Raw genomic sequence first — 20579 nt, 5'->3', positions numbered from 1 at the left:
ATGCTTCATTCTTACTTACTTCGTTCGATTCGAGAATTACGCCGTTTTAAAGGTCGCAATGTGATTGCGCTAGTCGGTATGACGGTTATGGTCGTGTTATTGACAACACTATTTACCATACTTGTGCGAATAGATACTGTCTTTGAACAAGATAATCTGGAAGCAACCCAACGATTACAAATGATTCATGTAAGTGGGACGTTTAATGAGGATAAAGTAAAAGAGATCAAGGCAATGGATGGTGTGGAGCACGTTATTGCCTATAAAACATTTGGATATCCTTGGACGCATTTTAATATTGGTGATATGGAAGTGCTCCCTGTAATGGTTGCTTACTATGATCCTATATCAAGTTCATTCTTTACTGATACTAAATTGATGAAGCAGACAATGGATGGAGAATCAGGCGCGATTATACCGTCCAATTTTAGTACAAATATGATGAGTTTGGATCAGTATCAAAAAAGCTTTGGTGTTCAGAAGCCTGGTCCGCTAGAAACACTGGAAACTTCAACGGGAAAGCTAATCAAGCAGTATCAAGATATTCTGTTATCTAAGGATGATAAATCTTCGATTCCGTTGGTTGGACAAACTTTAAATTTAAGTATAGAGCACAAATTTTTTGAAGAGGCCATGGGGAACGTACCGAAGAATTCCTCTTTCCCTATTACAGGGCAACTAAAACCGGAAATGCTAGGAATTAAGGGGAATGTTATATTGATCCCTGCGAAAGAGAAGAATAAAATCGTAGATTTAAGTGTAGCCAGTTCATATGATACGGTCATCGTAAAGCCCAAATCAATAGCCGATGTAGACCAAGTTGTGAATCAGTTAAAAGCAAAGAAATACGCACCTTTCAATCCAATTGATATGTTAAAGTTCAATATGGATGGAAGAAAGGCATTTATTACAAAAATTATTGTCATCATGTCCATCATCCTCTTAATCGCCATCCTTAGCTTCACGAATACTTTTCATAGCTCCATTCAAGAGCGTAGTCGGGATATTGGCTTACGTAAAGCGCTTGGAGGCAGTTACTTGCAAATTATTGTAGGCTTTGTGCTGGAAGGTATGATTCTCGTCATCTTGGCGTTGGGGATTGGTTTCCTGCTTGCAAGTGTTGGACTAGGTGTACTGAATAACCTTATTCAAACCGGTTCAATCGATCCAGCGTATTATCAATCCTTCGATTTGGATCGCAGTACAATTGAGTACGTTCTGGATATTCCAATGCAAATTTTTGCAGGGGTTACAGTGGGGATGCTCATGCTAGGTTTCCTAGCAAGCTTCATTCCTGCTCGCAGCAGTGTGGTTAAATCTTACGCGTCATTAATGAAACGGGGGTAGTCCGATATGATACAGATTAAGGAGTTAAATCATTATTTTGCATCCAAGGATAATAAACTGCAGGTGCTGTCCGATGTGAATTTAACCGTAAATGAAGGTGAATTCATTGCGATCCAAGGCAGATCAGGCTCAGGGAAAAGTACACTGTTGAACATTCTCGGCGGATTCTTGAAGCCTTCAACGGGAACGATTGCAGTCCATGGTAGCGAACTTACAGGAATGAAAGAGAATGAACTATCTTTATATAGACGTAATCAAGTGGGGTTTGTATTCCAACAGTTTCATCTGTTCGCGAACATGAACGCTGTGAATAATGTGGAAGAACCGCTCTTCTACGCAGGTGTGAAGAAGAAGCTTAGACAAGTAAGGGCCAAAGAAATACTGGAACAAGTGGGACTTGGGGATCGAATAAATCATCTGACGCATGAACTAAGTGGCGGTCAACAGCAGCGCGTTTCCATTGCAAGAGCATTGGTTACGAATCCCAATCTAATCTTAGCGGACGAACCGACAGGAAATCTAGATACATCGACCGAGCAGGAAATACTTAGCCTCTTACTCAAAGTCAATAAAGAGCTGGGGAAAACACTTGTTGTAGTCACCCACAATGATCACGTGGCACAAGTGGCGGATCGCAGGCTGCAGATTGAGGATGGGTATTTGAAGGAACTGGCCTAAAAAAATGAAGCAAGGATCAATCGGGTAGATGCCTTAGCAGATGATGACGTTTCCTCCAACGATTTAACGAATTGTTAAACTCAGTCTTGCTAACTGTTATATATGTGCTATAATAAACAAATACCAATATTTACTATAATATTTGATGAGGTGAATCTTATGAAAAAGAAATTTAACATGCAGCATAAGGTCGTAGTGGCATCATTATCCGCAACATTATTATTAACGCCATTGGCATCGGCTGCTGGAGTTGAGTCTGGGACTAAATCTACACAGCCGATTTCCGTTTCAGTTGATAATCGACTTGTTCCAGTGCGAACAGTAAGCGAAACGATTGGCGCGAGTGTGAAGTGGGATGAAGTAGCGCAATGTGTTACGGTTTCGAAAGGGCAGACACAGCTTATTTTTCAAGTCGGAGAAAGCGTAGTTTCTCAAAATGGCAAAGCAGTTGATCTAGGTGTAAAAGTAGAGTTCAAGAATGATAGAGTGCAAGTGCCGCTATCTTTCCTGCAAACCGCATTAGAAAGCAAGATTGGCTGGGACTCGCAAGCTGGCAAGGTAGTCATCGCATCTGGCGATGTGGTATCAACGGCAAGCAGCTTTGTGCATGCTCTAATACACTCCGATGTTGCAGGTGCGTCAGCGCTAATGAATGATAAGCTGAAAGCAAGTATACCGCAGGCTCAGCTCGCAAGTGTTGGGCAAATCTATCAGTCGATGTTTGGGGAGATCGGCGAGCAGATCAGCGTTAGTACAAATAAAAATGCAGTCCATGAGAATGTAATGGTGACATACAAAGCGCAGAATATGCCTTTTCAAATGACGATTCGATTGGATCAAAAAGGACTTGTGGATGATTTATTTCTAGCGCCTTCACCTGACATGGGGCTGTACCAAAAGCCGTCATACGATGATTCGAAACTGTATACGGAAAAAGAAGTTGTGGTCGGAGAAGGGGATTTTGCACTTCCGGGTACATTAACGATGCCGGTCGATAAGAAGAATGTACCGGTTGTTATTTTGGTTCATGGTTCAGGACCGAATGATCGGGATGAATCGATTGGAAGTGTGAAGACGTTCCGCGATCTAGCAGTTGGGCTTGCTAAACAAGGGATTGCAGTGCTTCGTTATGAGAAGGTGACAAGAGAGCATACCCTTCAGGTATCGGCAGTGGGGCTTGGTAAGTATACGGTAAAAGAAGAGACCGTTGATGATGCGACTCGGGCTGTTCAATTAGTGAAAAAACTCGATGGTATTGATCCGAAACGTATTGTGGTGGCAGGTCACAGTCAAGGCGGTATGTTGATCCCACGTATTATCGAAGCAGATAAGAACCAAGATATTGCAAGTGCATTTATTCTTGCAGGTCCTTCAGGATCCTTCGAGGATATATTAATTGAGCAGAATGAACACATGTTGGAGACAATGAAGAAGCAGGGTCAGCCGACAGATCGGTTGGAGCAGCAGTTAGCTATGATTAAACAACAAGTGAGCCTCATTAAAAATCCTGCCTATTCGACGAGCAATCTGCCACAGGGCTTCCTGTTAGGTGATCCATACTGGTTCTACGATTTCCGCAATTATTCAGGAGCGGCTATCGCGAAGGGACAAAAGACACCGTTACATATTATGCAAGGTGAGAACGACTGGCAGGTGCTCCCACACCATCTGGAAGGATGGAAGAAGGAATTGTCTAACCGCAGCAATGTAACTTACCATTCCTATCCGAAAGTCAATCATACGTTAGTTGAGGTAGAAGAGCTTTCAACAGGTGCAGAATACATGAAGCCAGGCAACGTGTCGGAAGTCATTATTAACGATATGGCCAAACTCGTAAAAAAATAATTGGAAAATAGGAAAACATCGACTAATTGGTCGATGTTTTTGTATTGTATAATGATTTTATTGGCTTTCGGTGTGTTAGGAATTGATCTTGGTTTGGAAATCGGCTACGACATCATCCATCGTGATTTCAGCGAGGATGGATTCCATGGCGGCTTGGGCACGATGTAAAATAATTTCCAGTACGGACTGAATATTAGCACCAATTGGGCAGCTGGGATTCGGATTTTCATGGAATTGGAAGAGCTCGCCGTCCTCTACAACTTCAACAGCGCGGTATACATCAAGCAGCGTGATGTCGGTTAAGCTTTTAAGTAAATAAGCGCCCCCAGTTCCTGCACGAACTTGAACGAATCCTGCTTTTTTAAGGGAACTTGTTATACGACGAATGACAACGGGATTGGTGTTGACACTGCCGGCAATCCATTCGGAAGTCGAAAGTGTGGACCCTTGCGTCGCTAGTAAGGACAAGATATGAACGGCTACGGTAAAGCGACTGCTGATTTTCATCTGTCACACTCCTTGTTGGAACCATTATAGTTACAGCCTATTCCGATTGTCAAGATACGTGAGTGTATGCTGATCTCTTATTTTTCGAATATAATAGAATAATAGTTATAATAGTTATAATCACCTGGATATATTTAGATATATAGAAAAGAGGACCCCATGAACCATCATGAGCAGCTTTACAAGGAGGCAGCAGCGTTTATCGTCACTTGTTACGAAGAACTAGACATGTCTTCCGATGCAATTAACCGCAGACTTGTAGAAATTAAACAGCAAATTGAAGAAAATGGAACCTATACACATACATCCGAAGAACTCGAACATGGAGCTAAGATGGCTTGGCGCAACAGCAATCGTTGTATCGGGCGTTTATTCTGGCAGTCACTTCAAGTGTTCGATGCAAGAGGACTTAAGCAGGAAGATGAGATAGCGCAGGCCATCGTGGATCATATCGAATATGCGACGAACGCAGGGAAGATAAGACCTTCCATTACTGTATTCAGACCAGAAGAAAGTGGACGTGAGGTGCGAATCTGGAATCATCAATTGGTTCGTTATGCTGGATATGCGACTGAGCATGGAATTGTAGGAGACCCGATTTCCATCGAATTAACATCCATCTGTCAGGAGCTGGGCTGGAAGGGGGCGGGCACGCATTACGATATCCTGCCGCTCGTCATCCGTATTGGAGATCAACCACCGAAGTGGTTCCCCATTCCAGAGGAAGCGGTTCTGCGAGTACCGATTGAGCATCCGGAGTATGAATGGTTCGCTGATTTACACCTGCAATGGTATGCTGTCCCTTTTGTTTCGGATATGTGCCTTGAGATTGGCGGCATTCGTTATACAGCTGCACCTTTTAACGGATGGTACATGGAGACAGAGATTGGTGCGCGTAACTTTGCAGATGAACAGAGATATAACATGCTGCCGCGCATCGCATCATTAATGTCGTTAAACACTTCGACAAATACATCTTTATGGAAAGATAAGGCGCTAATTGAGCTTAATATCGCGGTACTGCATTCTTTTAAAAAAGCAGGGGTCAGCATTGTTGATCACCATACAGCAGCGGATCAGTTCAATCGTTTCGAACAAGCGGAAGAAGCGAAGGGGCGAGAGCTGACGGGGGATTGGACATGGCTAATTCCGCCGGTTTCACCAGCAACGACACATATTTTTCATAAACATTATAACAACGAACTGGTGAAGCCGAATTACTTAAAGCAGGATGTACCGTATACATCTACGCAGCCGAAACCAATACCGCTTAAGTGTCCGGTTCATCACTAACCGTGGAAGGGGGAATTTCATATGGTTAATAAGGATAAGCATGAGTTGGAACTTGCCATGTTCGCGGGCGGTTGTTTCTGGTGTATGGTGACGCCTTTTGAAGAGCTTCCAGGTATTGGCGGCATTGTGTCGGGTTATTCTGGAGGCAGTCTGGAGAATCCTACTTATAAAGAAGTGAAGACAGGAACGACAGGACATGCCGAAGTGGTGCAAATCACATTCGATCCTGAGGTGTTCCCGTACGAGAAATTACTAGAACTGTTCTGGCCGCAGATTGACCCTACGGATGCTGGAGGTCAGTTCCAAGACCGCGGCAGCCAGTACCGGACAGGTATTTACTATTACAATACCAAACAGCAAGCACTTGCTGAAGCATCCAAGCGTCAGCTTGAAGCTAGCGGTCGATTCAACAAGCCGATTGTAACCGAGATTGAACCTGCGGGCGTATTTTATCCAGCAGAGGATTATCATCAGGACTATCATAAGAAAAATCCAGCTCACTATAAAGAAGATCGGAAGCAATCGGGCAGAGATGAATTCATCCAAGAGAATTGGACGAAATAGCTTCACGACATTAAGTGATAAGAGGTCTGAGCGACATGCTTCGCTGAGGCTTTTTTTTTTTTTTTTATGAAAAAGAGTTGACAATGATCTTTAGTTGTAACTATAATAGTTACATCGAGATAAGTAAATTAGAGAATAAATTTTTTTGACATCGTTGTAACTATAATGGTTGCAACTAAATATTTTATCAAATAAATTACTGGAGGGTATAAACATGAAAATTGGTGTAATCGGAGCAACAGGAAAAGCAGGCAGCGTTATTGTGAAAGAAGCAATCGATAGAGGGCATGAGGTTACAGCAATCGTGCGTCATGCAGCCAAATTGGCGAATCCATCCGCAGCCGTACTTGAGAAAGAAGTATTCGATCTTCGTAAGGAAGATCTTCAATCATTCGACGTTGTCGTGAATGCATTCGGCGCAGCTCCTGGTCAAGAGCACCTGCATGTAGAAGCAGGTCGCGTATTAATTGAAGCTTTAAAAGGAATCGATACAAGACTGATCGTCGTTGGCGGCGCAGGCAGCTTGTTTGTGGATGAAGCGAAGACCATTCGTGTAATGGACACACCTGAGTTCCCAGCAGAATACTTGGCAACTGCAACGAACCAAGGAAAGAACCTGGCAGACTTGCAAAACACAAGTGATTTGAATTGGACATTTATCAGCCCAGCGGCATTCTTCAATCCAGAGGGTGTGCGAACAGGCTCGTATGTGAAAGGGCAAGATAACCTGATCGTGAATGCAAAAGGCGACAGCTATGTGAGCTATGCTGACTATGCGATTGCACTCTTGGATGAAATTGAGAATCCGCAGCATATGAAAGAACGTTTTACAGTTGTATCTGAAGCACAGTAAGACAAGGCAATCGAATAAGATCATATTTGAAAAAGAGGAAGAGCTGATAGGTCCGTTATGGATGCATCAGCTCTTTTTGGCGTTCATTATTGTCAGAATTCAAAAAAAATAGTTTGACAGCATTTGTTTTTGGTACTTATAATACATAATATACATAAATATATATTAAGTATAAAAAAATGAACAATACTAAAGGAGGCTATTACAAAATGGGTACACATACAAATCAGGTCGTCATGATAACAGGAGCATCTCGGGGGCTAGGCAGAGCCTTAACATTAGCGTTTGCGCAAGGTGGAGCGAAGCTTGCCATCTGTGCGAGAGGACAAGAGGAACTGCAACAAGTGGCACAAGAAGCAGAGCGTTTAGGGGCAGAGATATTGGCGATTCGTGCAGATGCAGCCAAGCCAAGTGATATCGAGCGATTCGTATCGACGACAGAAGCTCATTTTGGACAAATCGATGTATTGATTAATAATGCTTCCATAATCGGACCTAGTCCGATTCCATACTTGCTCGATTATCCAGAAGAGGATTTTGCAGAGGTCATTCGGGTAAACACCATAGGTCCTTTTCTCATGACCAAGCGGGTACTGCCAGGAATGCTGCAGAGACGTAAAGGTTCGGTTATTAATGTCACTTCCGAGGCGGGAAATACGGGATATGCGGGTTGGGGGGCATATGGCATTTCGAAATTTGGCGTTGAGGGCATGACGCAGACGTTCGCAGATGAAGTGGGGGAAGCGGGAGTGCGTGTGAATATGGTGGACCCGAGTGAAATGAATACACAGATGCATGCACTTGCTGTTCCAGATTGCGATTATGAGCTTGCAGAACCCGAAGATGTGGTGGATGTGTTCTTGTATCTGGCATCAGATGAATCAAGTGCGATCAATGGTCAGAGATTCGAGGCTAGACAATTTCTTGAAGAAAGAGGGCGTTAGCCGATGGGAGCAGCTTCCGTATCGTTCCACCTTCCAGATGAGTTGAATGCGACCGCACCTGCCGAGCGGCGTGGGCTTCGCAGGGATTATGTGAGGTTAATGATGCTAGACCGGGAGACAGGTCGCACGACGCATGCACAGTTCAATCAGCTGGATCAGTTTTTGCACAAAGGGGATTTACTCATTCTCAATTCAAGCCGTACGATTCCTGCTGTTTTCAAAGTGGAGCATCAGTTACCCAATGGTGTAGTCAAGCAGCAGCTTGAAGTTCGGCTCGCAAGGCGAGTCAATGATCAGGTGTGGGATGCGCTTGTGATCGACCTTGTACCTCATGTGGAGCAGCCACCTACGTTTGTCCAACTCCAATTCGGAGAAAAGCTTGTATTCGCATCCAATCTATACGCCAATATCGTCCGCGCACATCCCAATAAACCACTGTACACGCTGAAATTTAATAAAAAGGGTGCTGAGCTTAACGACTTCCTATACGCCTTAGGTCAGCCAATCCGTTATGAGTACATTACCGAACCTTGGGAAATGAGCTATTACCAGACGGTGTTTGCCACCGCTCCAGGTTCTGTTGAAATGCCATCTGCGGGCAGGGCGTTTAGCTGGGAATTATTATTTCGCTTGCAAAAGAAAGGCGTTCGACTCGCCTACATTCAGCTGCATACTGGACTTAGTTACTTACTTAACGACGAATGGAGCCTTACGCCAGAGGAGAACTATGAACAATATATGATTCCACAGGAAACAGTAGAGCTGATTCAGCAGACGAAGGCCGAAGGCGGGCGCGTTATCGCAGTTGGGACAACGACAGTCAGATGCTTGGAGACGGCGATGGGAGTAGGAGGTTTGCAAGGTGCGCAGCGATTCGCAGCTTCGGCTCAATCGGGTTGGACTCATTTGCACATTGATGCTCAATTTCCGCTTCAAGTCGCAGATGGACTCCTAACTGGATTTCACGAACCAGAAGCAAGTCATTTGGATCTGCTATCCGCTTTTATTCGCGAAGATTGGCTGCAAGAAGCTTACTGGGAAGCCGTTGAGCAGCAATATTTGTGGCACGAATTTGGAGATATGAATTTGATCCTGTGAGGAGGAGCAGCTTATGCAATTCCATCATGCATCGATTGAAGTGTCGAATCTGGATCGATCGATCACTTTTTATAGAGAAATGCTCGGGTTTATCGTGGAAAGTCAGCTAGAGGCGATGGGGGAACGAATTGCGTTCCTAACATTAGGTGAATTTCGGTTAGAGTTAGTACAGCCTGCCATTACAGCGAAGATTCAACATCGGTCTACGCATCTTGCGTTTGCTGTACATGATTTACAAGGACAGATGGATATTCTCCAAAGTCGAAATATGCTGCCTTGTGAGGGACCTTACAATCTGGAGAACGGTTGGAGGATCTCATTTTACGAAGGGCCGAATGGGGAATTGTTGGAGTTTGTTGAAGGGGTATAAGGGTATCATGATGCGGGGCCAGTTGATCCGGAGTGAGTTAACGAATGTAGATTTTACTAAAAGCCTTCGCTGATTAAAGCGAAGGCTTTTTATGTACTTCGGGACGACCGAATATGCTTAGCGGAAGCGGGGGCCGTAGGAAGGGGTTATAGGTTGTTCATGTCTGTAAAAGGTGCGTTGATGAGCATAGACACGATTGCTTGCTGGTCGGAAGCGGTGGTGTGGAATGTGGCTTGGAAACAGATGCCGCTTTGGACCCAGAAATAGCTGACATATTTGGTTGCTGATTCTGTGCTTAATGGACCGTCGAGTGTATATGGCGCGGTAACGAGAATTTCTTGACCTGCGATTGTAGCAGGGCTGACAGCGACAGGATTTGGTTTATTGTCAATTCTTGTATAACTAACGGTTCCATTCATTCGGATTGTTTCGTATAGGTTCTTATTCTGGATTTGTTTAAATTCAAACTGATTCTTGTTCGACTTGTCAGTACGCTCTTGCGTGAACAAGATGCTTAGCAGCTTTGTAAAATAATCAACATTGTCATCGGGATGAGAGAAATTAATCTTGTGTGTGACATCTGCTGAAGTGGCATGGAATGATCCTAGTTGTAGAGGAAACTTAGGCTGGAAGCCAATTGTATTGGCAGCTTTGCGTGCATCGTCAGTATCGAAGATGGGTGCGTTTAGTAAGTCAAGGTTCACATAGCTCTTGAGCATCGTCTGATCGGGTACATGCATGGAACTTATAATCTGCTCCAGTTGGCGGTCTGTAAGTGGATACGCGTAAGTTATTTGATACTGTACGTTCTGATCTTGCCAGATGTAGGAGTAGTAATGAAAATATTCCGAACTGATGGTTAATTTCAAGGCTTCGACTTTATCTAGCTTAATAGTCTCTCTCTGAACTTTCATGTCCCTTTGTTTTTCTTTGGCACTAAGTTCTTCATAAGACGCTTCTAAACCTTTTCCTTGACTATCTGCTGTAAGTTGAAACATGCCTGTGTGGGTTCTATCTGTATATTGCACAAAATCTATCGTTACCTTTGTTCTTTTGTCATTTGGCTTGAGATTTGGCTCAAAGCTTATGCTGCCAAACTGAAATCCCGCAGGGAGTTCGGAGGGGACTTTAAATGTGAAATCTGCCATCTTAACGGCTTTTTCTAAGTTGTTATAGAATAGAAAACTGGAATCGAACAGCATCCGATCTTGCGCTTTTGCCTGAGCAGGCTGGATGGCGTTGGTAAGTGTGATCATTGCGAAGAGCATGACGGTAAGCAGGGCGAACACAGATAGCTTATAGGAACCTTTCTTAAATGATTGGATCATATGAATTCTCCTCACGGTATGGTGATTAGGATTTAACCCTTTGAAATACAGTAAGTTCGGCTGTCTGCTAGTTGAAGAATAATAGCGGATGCAAGCTAGAAGTGTCATGCCATATGAACTAGACTCGTCTTCACCAAGCTTCTCTAGGACATAAGCATCGCAAGCAAGTTCCCGGTCTGATTTCATCTTTTTCACAGCGATCCAGACGAGAGGGTTGATCCAGTGTAACGATACCGCAATGCTTGCAAGCATGTTCCACAGCATATCACGACGCTTATAGTGAGCCAGTTCATGCGAGAGAATATGGGATAGCTGTGAATTGCTCATTTCATCGATCATACTTGTTGGAATATAGATCCAAGGTTTGAAGATACCCGATATATAGGGACTATGACGATGATGACCAGTATAAATCGGAATGGACTTGCGAATGCCGAACTGACTGCGACAATCGTTCATTATTGTGAATAGGCGTGCATCTGTCACGAGCTGTAAGGAGCTGCGCATGGTATGCATTCGGAACATGAAGTAAAGCAGATAGAGTAGGAATAAGACTGTACCGGAAGCCCATAGGATTGATACAATTTGAAGGCTTAATGGGAGCAAGTTGACTGCCCAGTTACTCATGTTCGTTGTCGTTGCAATTACTTCGGACGAAGGAGATTGGATTTCGCTATGTAAGGAACTATTCGTTTCACTTGTGTGTGGGTCGTATGGCTGCTCAATATGTGCTGGTTCGGCTGAGATTTGTTTTTCATGCTTAATCGTGGAAAATAAGGTTGAATTCATTTGTTGCCCAGATGAGCTTAAGTGCATCACATTAAACAAACTTACCGAACTATCTGGAAAAACTGGAAGTAGTAATCGGATTAACACAATCATCCATAAAGCATGCTGCAAGCGAGCACTTATGTGGCGTTTGAATAATTTCTGAATGACCAGAACGAGCAGGATCACTGCACTAACAGCTAGTGTACTCTCGATAAACCACTTGAAAATCTCTACAAGTGTATCCATCAGGATGACCTCGAATCTTTATTCTTCTTGTCCTGTAAAATCTTCTCTAGCTGCTCGATCTCATGTTCGGAAAGATTGGCATCTTCAAGGAAATTGGTAACCATGATGTCGGCTGCTCCGCCAAATACCCTTTTTAAAAAAGATTGACTCTCCGATTTCACGCATTCTTTCTCCGAAACGAGCGGGTAGTACAGATAGCTTCTACCTTGCCGCTCGAATCCGACAGCTTTCTTTTTCATAAGCCGATTAATGAATGTACGTACCGTTTGATCGCTCCATTCGGTCGAAGACGACAACTGAAGTAGAATCTGTTCTGCCGTGATCGGGCTTGTTTTCCAAATGATTTTCATGATCTCCCATTCAGATTCAGAGATTTTGGGAATAGGGTTCATAGAGATAGCCGCCTTTCGATTCATTAACTATTACAAATGTAATAATAAAGGAATGAGCTAACTATTACAAGTGTAATTTTAAGGAATGAAGCAACTAGACGTATGACAACTTTGCTATAAATAGTAAAACAAGATGGGAGTGAGACCAATGAAATCAACAATAGAACGCCTAAATCTTAAACTTATGGTTAAGTTTGAATGTGCAGAGGAAGTGTTGGAGTTTGTAGGAAACGCCCATTGATCGAAGAGTCAGGGACGTTTTTTGTTATTACCTTCACTGTAAGTAAATGTATGAATTTGGTTTTAAATCCAAATAGTTCAACTATACTATATTTTCCTTTTCTGTATAATTACAGTTTGTTATGAAAGGGAAATACTATATTTGGAGGGAATACAGCAAGATGAAGTTAACATTCGGAAAGAAAAGGATTGTGGCAGCACTGTTGATTTTATGTGCGCTCGCAACACTCCCGCAAGCACTAGCAAGCACGGAAGAGAAATCAGACTTTTCCAATACGACAGAATCACCTAAGCCAACACAGTCTCCAAGTCCAGAGCCGACTAAGTTGCCTGAGGATCAAGGAGAGCCTGAAATATCAGAACCTTCTAACCAGAAGGCTGCCGAATCACCAATAGTTGCTGCTGCAGCTAATGTATCAGGTAAAGCTGTGTATAGCTATGATTCTAGCGGTAAGCTATCGAAGATTCAGTTTCCTGATGGGAAGACTGCTAATTATCAATATGACTCGAACAATAATTTGCTTAGCATCGAGATGAAATAACAACAAGGGAGTCTATATATTTTTATGAAAAAGAGTTTGGCAAGTCTTCTAGCGATTATTTTATTCCTCTCCACCATTCCAGTTCAGTCGATTTCCGTTGCACAAGCAGCAGAAACGATCGACATCCCCAAAGCAAAACCAATTCCATCCATTACGAATCATGGTGATTCTTGGGATGGGATCGTTGGTTCGAATGTTAAAGTACCTCAAGAGAAGAAATTTGAGACAGGACAACACAATATTGATGAGCGTCCACCACTCACGGAGCAAGAAAAGCAAGAATTGGCGAAAGATCAGGTGACGTTTGAGCAAGCTTTCAACAATGCCAATAAGAAGCCTCTTTTACTACAAGCATTAGCTGCTGAAATAATTCCAGATGGTATTGTGGAGAAAATCAATAACATCAATATCAAAAGCGATCAATCCCCTTATAACATCGACATGTCTGGTGAGAAAATATCTACCCTAGACGGTAGTGCAACGATCGAAAGATCCGATCTTACCTTGCCAGGTCGTGGCGGCATGGGCTTTACACTTACACGTACGTACAACAGTGCTGAGGCCCAACTAAGTGCCATGGATATTGATCCATATTCTGGGGCTAATAAGGTAGATACTCCTTATTACAATAAGATTTTCCCAATCGGAATAGGTTGGAGATTCAATGTAGCCTCTATCGAAACGAAGAAAATCGGTACTTTAGAGAAAAAATATCTGCATACCGCAAGTGGTGGTGTCTATGAGATTGATGCCAATTTGCAATTGATTGGATATCCATGGAAGGATTTAGTACTAACAAAGGACACATCCGTTACTTCCAATGGTAAGACTAGCGCATATAGCCTGACCAATGTCGTTTCTGGTGTGAAGCAATATTTTAGTGCGAATGGTCAGCTTATTGAGATGCGTGATCTACATGGAGATAAGAATAAAATTCAGTTTAAATACCTGTATCAAGCTGAGTACGGGGAAGTATTGACGAACATCATGGATAGCGCTGGTAATGTCATTACGATCACTTATTCGAGTACGAAAGTAACGTTGGAGCTCAATTATGGGGTTAAGACCATTACGCTTCTGAAATCGAACAAAGCAAACTATGAGAACAATAACAAGATCGTGGAATATATGTACCAAGAAACAGACCCAGAAGGAAGAATTACGACATACGATTCATTAACTCGTGGTGCCTCCTTTAATCTTAATGGTACGACGCCTTCTAAGCTAAATTCGTACTATTTAATCACAGCTATCAATCATCCATCTCAAGCACGAACTGTATTGCAATATGAGAACAATCCAGTAAAACGTTTTATCGCAGATAATGCTGTCAATGAAGTATATCGGTTTGATCAGCGTTGGGATGGCCCGATTAAACCCGACCCATCTGATGCGACAATGATAAATCTTCGACAATTCGCCTATGTGGGTGACATGGCGGTCGCATATGACAAGAATGCAACATTCCAGACGAAAGTAACGGAACAAATCGCTAATGATAAGATTACCACTGTATATGATATGGACCGGGAGTATATAAAAGTTGATCCGAAGATTGATACGCCTGTTCGATATTACACGAAGAAGGTAACGAAGAATCTTCTGAATGCGGAGAAAGATATTACAGAGTTTACACCGCTTATTGAAAAGCGGATCGATATTCCGAAGTCAATTGTGTCTTATACCGAAAAAAGCGGTTCAAAGTCTGATGAAAATCGTCAAGCGACTTTCTACAATGACTATGGTCAAGTGGATACACATTATCAGCGCGTGAATGCGGATACAACAACTGCGAAAGCCGTGTATACCTACGATGACCAACACAATTTGAAGAGTAAGTCGGAAGATCTGAATCGGGACGGGAAAAAGCGCGTAACCGAGTATACGTACACTGCGCAAAAAGATGTGATGGGCATTACCGTTTCTGAACAGAACACGCAAGGGACAACAATGCTGTCCGAAGTTGCTTTTATTTCGGATGAATATGGTAACCCTACTCGAAAAACAACGACGAGTGATGGTGGTAAGATCTTTGAAGATTATGAGTATGATGCCACTTATCATGCTTTAATGACGAAGCAAACCAACGATATGATGGACCCTACGTTCAAGTCGGAGAAAGTGTATCGTTATATGGACTATGACCGAAGCACCGGATTGCTTAATTGGGTCAAAGACGGTAACGGTCAGACAACTAACTACACGTATGATAAATTAGGTCGTCTTACTAAAGTGACGAATCCAGATAAATCTACCTCTACAGCAGCTTATGACGACGTGAACAACAAGATTATCTATACGGATGAAACGAATGTACAAACCACACATACATTCAATGTGTATGGATGGAAGAGACAAGTGTATGGTGATAATAATAATGGCAAGATGGACTACATCTATGATAACAGCGGTCGGGTTGTACGTGAAGAAGATGCTGTAGGGAATCTCACACATCACTTTTATGATGAGTCCAATCGTCTCGTTCAAACGACGTATCCAACCCAAGATAATATGATCATTGCCTACAATTCCATTGCAAATACGCGAACGATTCGAGCGACAGATAGTCGATTGTTCAAGGAGACATATGGTCTTCAAGGTGAAGTTCTGCGTTCACAAGAGTTCTGGGGTAATAGTGGCGAGAAGCAGAAGCTGCCGACCAAGTACATCTATGACTTTGAAGGACGTATGCTAGAGTCGCGTGAACACTACGCGTTCGTTGAAGAATCGTATAACAAAACAACGCAGGAATATGATGCACTAGGTAGACTAACTGCAATTACAACACCGAATAATGAGAAAACAGCTTATAAATATACGAAAACCAATCTGCTTAAACAAGTAACATATCCAGATGGGAATTTCATTGAGAAAGTGTACGATCAATCTGGAAATTTGTTAATTGAAAAGGATGAGAATAAGAACCAAACGCTACATGCATACGATAATGAAGGTAATGAGAAAACCCTAACTGACCGCAAAGGGAACACCTTCACTTACGAATATGACAGCCGCAATCGTCTAAAGAAGAAGACTGCAACCAATCGAGAAATCGGATTGTACGATCCTGAGATCACGTTCGATTATGATCTAGCTGGTCGTATGATAACAATGAATGATTACACAGGTACGACAAAGTATCAGTATGATTATGCAGCAGGCGGCAGCCAAGCGAAGCTAGGGTTATTGAAATCGATCAGCTATCCAGATGATAAGCAGCTCAGCTATGAGTATGATAAAGCTGGACAAGTGACGCGCATGACCGATCCTTTTGGCAAAGTAACTAACTATGAGTATCAAGCAGGGCGTCTAGACAAAGTCGGACAAGACTTGACGAAACCGGATGCTTCCTACACGTATAAAGCAGGCAATCTAGACCGTATCGATCTTAACACAGGAAAAATCGTAACCAACCATGTCTATACAGAAGGCATGTTATCGGATGTTACACACAAAACAGATGTGGGACAATCGCTGGGCAGTTATGGCTATGAATACGATGATTATGCGAATATCACAAAGCTAAAAGAGGACAACCAAGTTACATCCTCTTTAACTTATGATCCGCTTCATCGTGTACAGACGAACAGCATGTTTAAGGAAGCGTACCAGTACAACAACCGAGGTAATCGTGAAACACTGCAATCCGATCAGCTTCCACAGGTCCCACTAAATCAGTACAAGTATGACAGTCGAGATCAACTTATTGAAGTGAAAGCACCTGCCAAGAACAATGGGGAAGCGAAGCAAGTCGCATACGTTTATAACGGTCAAGGTCTCATGGTGAAACGAACTGAGTCGAACCAAGTAGACGAAGGCGATAAGCGAGTATCTCGCTATTATTATGATGCAGATGCGAACATAATCGCCGAAGAAAAGACCGAAGGTGATACAACAAGCCAATACAGCTACATTCGTAGCGGAGGCCAATTAGTAGCCAAAGTTGATCAAGCAGGTATTAAGCAATATTACTTGCATAACGGACATGGCGATGTCGTATCGATTACAGACGATCAAGGTAATAAACTAGCTGAATACAAATATGATATATGGGGTAAGATTCTACCAGTAGATGGTAATAATCTAACGAATAAAGTAGACAACATATTCTTCTATTCTGGCGAATATTACGACGAAACAACCGAATTGCAATACCTCCGAGCACGGTGGTATGATCCAAGTGTAGGTCGCTTTATCCAAGAGGATACGTATGAGGGGCAGAATGATAATCCGCAGAGTTTGAATTTGTATACGTATGTCGAGAATAATCCGCTTAGTTATACTGATCCTACAGGTTACAATCCAGCTGTTATTTTTTCGTTAGCAAGGTTAACTGCAGCAGCGGTTGAGACTGCCTTAATAGCTACCACGGTGTATATCGAAGAGAAATATTTTAATAAACCTGTTGTTCAACAGCCTTGGGTTGAGCAGAAGCCAACAGTATCGATTAGAGAGTGGCAAAGTAAAAATCCTACAGTATTGAAAACACCTTATATCCAACAAAAACTAACGGTCACACAACAAGGGGAAAAGATCAATACTTCTGGGGTTCTTACGAGTGGTGCTAAGAGCAAGGGTAATGCTGTACCAACTAAACCCGGTGGGGGGAGTAATCCGAATGACTTTGTTAACCCACACTCTGAAAAGCACATGTTTGACCCAAGTAGAACATCGACTCCAAATCGGTCACAATATGGAAAAGATGTTGACGTAGGAAAATTAAGACAAGAAACAATGACTAACCCTGATAAAGCCTATTCAAACTGGCCGAATCCAAATAATCCAAACACCCAAAGAATAACCAAATACAATAAAGAATTTGACGGTAATATCAGTACACCTAATACGCCAACAGGAAGTCACAGGGTGTTTGAAAACTTGAATGACCCTACTAGAAGTTCACATTTTCCTTACGTTCCAAGAAAATAGACTAGGGGTGCAAATATGAATAACTTGTTGTATCACTCTTACTTACCCGAAGACCATGAACACTATGTTTCCAAGGAAGAGATTTTGACGGGCGGTATAAACTATAAGACAAAATCAAACAACCGATATAGTAATGGTGGAAGGGTAAAACTTGAAGAGACAGAAAAACTTAGACCTGTTAATATTCTGGACTGGGTTGATTTTAGAAAGGCAATAGGGGTAGATATTGTTAGTCGTTTTACTAAATCTTTTTGTTTTCCTGTGTTTTCTAACAAAATCTTAGTGTTTGATGGAGAAATTTCTCTATCTATCTACGATCAAGCCTTTTATGAGGATTTGAAGGACACTGATGAGGAAGCGCTGAATTTTGATACAGGTGAAAGTATCGAACATTGGGTTAAATTGTATTGGGAAAGTTTAATGACTCTTGAAGAATATAATGCCAAGAAACCTTATCCCAAGCCAGAGGTATTGATTTTTGAATCAGTACCTAATGAAATTATTCAAGTATGTGAAGAATAAATTTTATAAACCTTGATTGGCCACGTGCCTTTCAAGGTTTTCTTTTTGATGGGGCTACCCAGTGCCGAATGAACCCATCATTCAACCAATAAACCATGTACTACCGCTACAATAATTTCTTGATTTCCTTTGTACGCACATTAATGCTAGAAAAGTATAACCTAAATAACGCATTATCGTGATACATAACAGGTCGATTATGGTCAGATACCACCATGATTAACCTGTTTTTTGTTATCTTCATTTTCTTGCACTATAAAGGGTGAGAAGGTCATCTGACAAATATTATTTCACAACAAATCGTCAGGATAGCACGACCATTTTATTGTCGCAACAGGCGGCAGCCAAGCGAAGCTAGGACTACTGCAATCGATCAGCTATCCAGATGGTAAGCAGCTCAGCTATGAGTATGATATCGCTGGACAAGTGACGCACATGACGGATCCTTTTGGCAAAATGACTAACTATGCCTATCAAGCTGGTCGTCTGGACAAAGTCGGACAAGACTTGACGAAGCCAGATGCGTCCTACACGTATAAAGCAGGCAATCTAGACCGTATCGATCTTAACTCAGGAAAAATCATAACCAACCATGTCTACACAGAAGGTATGTTATCGGATGTTACACACAAAACAGATGTGGGACAAGCGCAGGGCAGTTACGGCTACGAATACGATGATTATGCAAATATCACAAAGCTAAAAGAGAACAGCGAAGTTACATCCTCTTTAACTTATGATCCGCTTCATCGTGTACAGACGAACAGCATGTTTAAGGAAGCATACCAGTACAACAATCGGGGTAATCGTGAAACCCTGCAATCCGATAAGCTTCCACAGATTCCACTGAATCAGTATAAATATGACAGTCGAGATCAACTTATTGAAGTGAAAGCACCCGCCAAGAACAATGGGGAAGCGAAGCAAGTCGCATACGTATATAACGGTCAAGGTCTCATGGTGAAACGAACGGAGTCGAACCAAGCAGACGAAGGCGATAAGCGAGTATCTCGCTATTATTATGATGCAGATTCGAACATTATCGCCGAAGAAAAGACCGAAGGTGATACAACAAGCCAATATAGCTATATTCGTAGTAGAGGCCAATTAGTAGCCAAAGTCGACCAAGCGGGCAGTAAGCAATATTACTTGCATAACGGACATGGTGATGTGGTATCAATTACAGACGATCAAGGTAATAAGCTAGCTGAATACAAATATGATATATGGGGTAAGATTCTACCAGCAGAAGGTAATAATCTAGCGAATAAAGTAGACAACATATTCCTCTATTCTGGCGAATATTATGACGAAACAACCGAATTGCAGTACCTCCGGGCAAGATGGTATGATCCAAGTATTGGAAGGTTTATTAACGAGGATACGTATAAAGGGGAAATAGCGAATCCGCTGAGTTTGAATTTGTATACGTATGCGAAAAATAATCCGTTGAGATATACAGACCCAACAGGGCATATGGTATTCGATTCTGATGATGACGGAACTAATAATGTGCAATCAGGTATAACGCAGTCTATATCTAATAATTGGAAGGTGCTGAAAGAATATAATTCAACACCAAGAAAAGCGGCTGCTTATTGGACGATGGGGCTTACAGAACTTTTCTATACTGTTGCTAATGCACCTATGAATTCACCTGAATATTGGGCAGCAAATGGAGAAATTGGGTTTAATCTAGCAACTTTTGGCACCGGTAGGCTTATCGGAAGCGCAACAAATATGGGTAATAGAGTAGTTAAAAAGGGAGTAGGAATAGTTGAAGATGTAGTAAGTGGTTGTAATCTCCCTTCGTATAGCAAGTCAGTATTAGATAAAATGAAAAAAGATCCTACAGCCCATAATTTCCCTACATCTTTTGATAAACAAATACTTTCACAGAAACCTGCTTTATTGCGTGAGGATGGAAGGGCAGAATATTTATTAACTGGAAGTATGAACGGAAAAGATGGAGTCTACCATATGACTGTTAGACCATCAGATAATTCAATCATCCACAGGGTATTTATTCCAAGTAGTGACTGGGCGAGATTTTCAAAAGCGAATGGACTTCCTTCATTGAACGCAATTCCATAAATTAAGGAGGGATAGA

General features: G+C 42.2%; 16 protein-coding genes. 13 read left to right on the top strand and 3 right to left on the bottom strand.

Annotated elements, in window-relative coordinates:
• The 3 genes from ACSBOP_RS18400 to ACSBOP_RS18390 all read left to right on the top strand — a co-directional run bounded on the left by ACSBOP_RS18400 (window position 1) and on the right by ACSBOP_RS18390 (window position 3870).
• A complete protein-coding gene (locus ACSBOP_RS18400) occupies window positions 1-1347 on the top strand; it encodes an ABC transporter permease (RefSeq protein ID WP_442601953.1) in 1347 nt (448 codons plus the stop codon).
• Between the two features lie 6 nt (window positions 1348-1353).
• The gene (locus ACSBOP_RS18395; RefSeq protein ID WP_442601952.1) at window positions 1354-2025 is read left to right on the top strand and encodes an ABC transporter ATP-binding protein; all 672 of its coding nucleotides are present in this window, start codon (window positions 1354-1356) and stop codon (window positions 2023-2025) included.
• A gap of 159 nt (window positions 2026-2184) precedes the next feature.
• Window positions 2185-3870 (top strand): alpha/beta hydrolase family protein, encoded by a 1686-nt coding sequence (locus ACSBOP_RS18390; RefSeq protein WP_442601951.1) that lies wholly within the window; start codon window positions 2185-2187, stop codon window positions 3868-3870.
• A 75-nt stretch (window positions 3871-3945) separates the two neighbouring features.
• Here the strand turns inward: ACSBOP_RS18390 and ACSBOP_RS18385 are convergent, their stop codons facing one another.
• Entirely contained in the window at window positions 3946-4377 is a 432-nt protein-coding gene (locus ACSBOP_RS18385; RefSeq protein WP_442601950.1) for an Rrf2 family transcriptional regulator, read from the bottom strand.
• Window positions 4378-4536: 159 nt separating this feature from the next.
• Between ACSBOP_RS18385 and ACSBOP_RS18380 the strand changes: the two genes are divergently transcribed.
• From ACSBOP_RS18380 to ACSBOP_RS18355, 6 genes are all read left to right on the top strand, one after another.
• Window positions 4537-5670, top strand: a complete 1134-nt coding sequence (locus ACSBOP_RS18380; RefSeq protein ID WP_442601949.1) for a nitric oxide synthase oxygenase — start codon at window positions 4537-4539, stop codon at window positions 5668-5670.
• A 45-nt stretch (window positions 5671-5715) separates the two neighbouring features.
• Window positions 5716-6234: a peptide-methionine (S)-S-oxide reductase MsrA gene (gene msrA / locus ACSBOP_RS18375; protein ID WP_442604529.1), complete on the top strand. Its 519-nt coding sequence runs from the start codon at window positions 5716-5718 to the stop codon at window positions 6232-6234.
• A gap of 214 nt (window positions 6235-6448) precedes the next feature.
• Window positions 6449-7087 (top strand): NAD(P)-dependent oxidoreductase, encoded by a 639-nt coding sequence (locus ACSBOP_RS18370; protein ID WP_442601948.1) that lies wholly within the window; start codon window positions 6449-6451, stop codon window positions 7085-7087.
• 209 nt (window positions 7088-7296) lie between these two features.
• Window positions 7297-8031 carry an SDR family NAD(P)-dependent oxidoreductase gene (locus tag ACSBOP_RS18365; protein WP_442601947.1) on the top strand — a complete coding sequence of 245 codons (735 nt, stop codon included), beginning with the start codon at window positions 7297-7299 and terminating at the stop codon, window positions 8029-8031.
• 3 nt (window positions 8032-8034) lie between these two features.
• Window positions 8035-9129, top strand: coding sequence for an S-adenosylmethionine:tRNA ribosyltransferase-isomerase (locus ACSBOP_RS18360; protein WP_442601946.1), 1095 nt, complete (start codon window positions 8035-8037; stop codon window positions 9127-9129).
• 13 nt (window positions 9130-9142) lie between these two features.
• Window positions 9143-9499 (top strand): VOC family protein, encoded by a 357-nt coding sequence (locus ACSBOP_RS18355; RefSeq protein ID WP_442601945.1) that lies wholly within the window; start codon window positions 9143-9145, stop codon window positions 9497-9499.
• Window positions 9500-9645: 146 nt separating this feature from the next.
• Here the strand turns inward: ACSBOP_RS18355 and ACSBOP_RS18350 are convergent, their stop codons facing one another.
• Both ACSBOP_RS18350 and ACSBOP_RS18345 read right to left on the bottom strand, forming a co-directional pair.
• Window positions 9646-11844: a M56 family metallopeptidase gene (locus ACSBOP_RS18350; protein ID WP_442601944.1), complete on the bottom strand. Its 2199-nt coding sequence runs from the start codon at window positions 11842-11844 to the stop codon at window positions 9646-9648.
• Complete coding sequence (locus ACSBOP_RS18345) at window positions 11844-12236, bottom strand: BlaI/MecI/CopY family transcriptional regulator (protein WP_442601943.1); 393 nt, start codon at window positions 12234-12236, stop codon at window positions 11844-11846. The genes ACSBOP_RS18350 and ACSBOP_RS18345 overlap by 1 nt, the downstream gene beginning before the upstream one ends.
• 401 nt (window positions 12237-12637) lie before the next feature.
• On the opposite strand from ACSBOP_RS18345, the gene ACSBOP_RS18340 reads away from it, so the two are divergent.
• The 4 genes from ACSBOP_RS18340 to ACSBOP_RS18325 all read left to right on the top strand — a co-directional run bounded on the left by ACSBOP_RS18340 (window position 12638) and on the right by ACSBOP_RS18325 (window position 20563).
• Window positions 12638-13018 carry a hypothetical protein gene (locus ACSBOP_RS18340; protein ID WP_442601942.1) on the top strand — a complete coding sequence of 127 codons (381 nt, stop codon included), beginning with the start codon at window positions 12638-12640 and terminating at the stop codon, window positions 13016-13018.
• 24 nt (window positions 13019-13042) lie between these two features.
• The gene (locus tag ACSBOP_RS18335; RefSeq protein WP_442601941.1) at window positions 13043-17947 is read left to right on the top strand and encodes an RHS repeat domain-containing protein; all 4905 of its coding nucleotides are present in this window, start codon (window positions 13043-13045) and stop codon (window positions 17945-17947) included.
• A gap of 15 nt (window positions 17948-17962) precedes the next feature.
• Window positions 17963-18469, top strand: coding sequence for a DNA polymerase III (locus ACSBOP_RS18330; RefSeq protein WP_442601940.1), 507 nt, complete (start codon window positions 17963-17965; stop codon window positions 18467-18469).
• A 435-nt stretch (window positions 18470-18904) separates the two neighbouring features.
• Complete coding sequence (locus tag ACSBOP_RS18325) at window positions 18905-20563, top strand: RHS repeat domain-containing protein (protein ID WP_442601939.1); 1659 nt, start codon at window positions 18905-18907, stop codon at window positions 20561-20563.
• The last annotated feature ends 16 nt before the right edge of the window (window positions 20564-20579 follow it).

The sequence above is a fragment of the Paenibacillus sp. KN14-4R genome, from assembly GCF_052180255.1.
GTDB lineage: Bacteria > Bacillota > Bacilli > Paenibacillales > NBRC-103111 > Paenibacillus_AM.
Note: the sequence above shows the minus strand (reverse complement) of the source record. Positions and strands in the feature narration are given on the sequence as shown.

What these genes read in the sequence shown, in the direction of transcription:
- ACSBOP_RS18340 (WP_442601942.1), top strand. Translation starts at nt 12,638, where the DNA reads ATGAAGTTAACATTCGGAAAGAAAAGGATTGTGGCAGCACTGTTGATT.
- ACSBOP_RS18365 (WP_442601947.1), top strand. Translation starts at nt 7,297, where the DNA reads ATGGGTACACATACAAATCAGGTCGTCATGATAACAGGAGCATCTCGG.
- ACSBOP_RS18380 (WP_442601949.1), top strand. Translation starts at nt 4,537, where the DNA reads ATGAACCATCATGAGCAGCTTTACAAGGAGGCAGCAGCGTTTATCGTC.
- ACSBOP_RS18360 (WP_442601946.1), top strand. Translation starts at nt 8,035, where the DNA reads ATGGGAGCAGCTTCCGTATCGTTCCACCTTCCAGATGAGTTGAATGCG.
- ACSBOP_RS18330 (WP_442601940.1), top strand. Translation starts at nt 17,963, where the DNA reads ATGAATAACTTGTTGTATCACTCTTACTTACCCGAAGACCATGAACAC.
- ACSBOP_RS18335 (WP_442601941.1), top strand. Translation starts at nt 13,043, where the DNA reads ATGAAAAAGAGTTTGGCAAGTCTTCTAGCGATTATTTTATTCCTCTCC.
- ACSBOP_RS18325 (WP_442601939.1), top strand. Translation starts at nt 18,905, where the DNA reads ATGACGGATCCTTTTGGCAAAATGACTAACTATGCCTATCAAGCTGGT.
- ACSBOP_RS18395 (WP_442601952.1), top strand. Translation starts at nt 1,354, where the DNA reads ATGATACAGATTAAGGAGTTAAATCATTATTTTGCATCCAAGGATAAT.
- ACSBOP_RS18355 (WP_442601945.1), top strand. Translation starts at nt 9,143, where the DNA reads ATGCAATTCCATCATGCATCGATTGAAGTGTCGAATCTGGATCGATCG.
- ACSBOP_RS18390 (WP_442601951.1), top strand. Translation starts at nt 2,185, where the DNA reads ATGAAAAAGAAATTTAACATGCAGCATAAGGTCGTAGTGGCATCATTA.
- ACSBOP_RS18350 (WP_442601944.1), bottom strand. Translation starts at nt 11,844, where the DNA reads ATGGATACACTTGTAGAGATTTTCAAGTGGTTTATCGAGAGTACACTA.
- ACSBOP_RS18400 (WP_442601953.1), top strand. Translation starts at nt 1, where the DNA reads ATGCTTCATTCTTACTTACTTCGTTCGATTCGAGAATTACGCCGTTTT.
- ACSBOP_RS18370 (WP_442601948.1), top strand. Translation starts at nt 6,449, where the DNA reads ATGAAAATTGGTGTAATCGGAGCAACAGGAAAAGCAGGCAGCGTTATT.
- ACSBOP_RS18385 (WP_442601950.1), bottom strand. Translation starts at nt 4,377, where the DNA reads ATGAAAATCAGCAGTCGCTTTACCGTAGCCGTTCATATCTTGTCCTTA.
- ACSBOP_RS18345 (WP_442601943.1), bottom strand. Translation starts at nt 12,236, where the DNA reads ATGAACCCTATTCCCAAAATCTCTGAATCTGAATGGGAGATCATGAAA.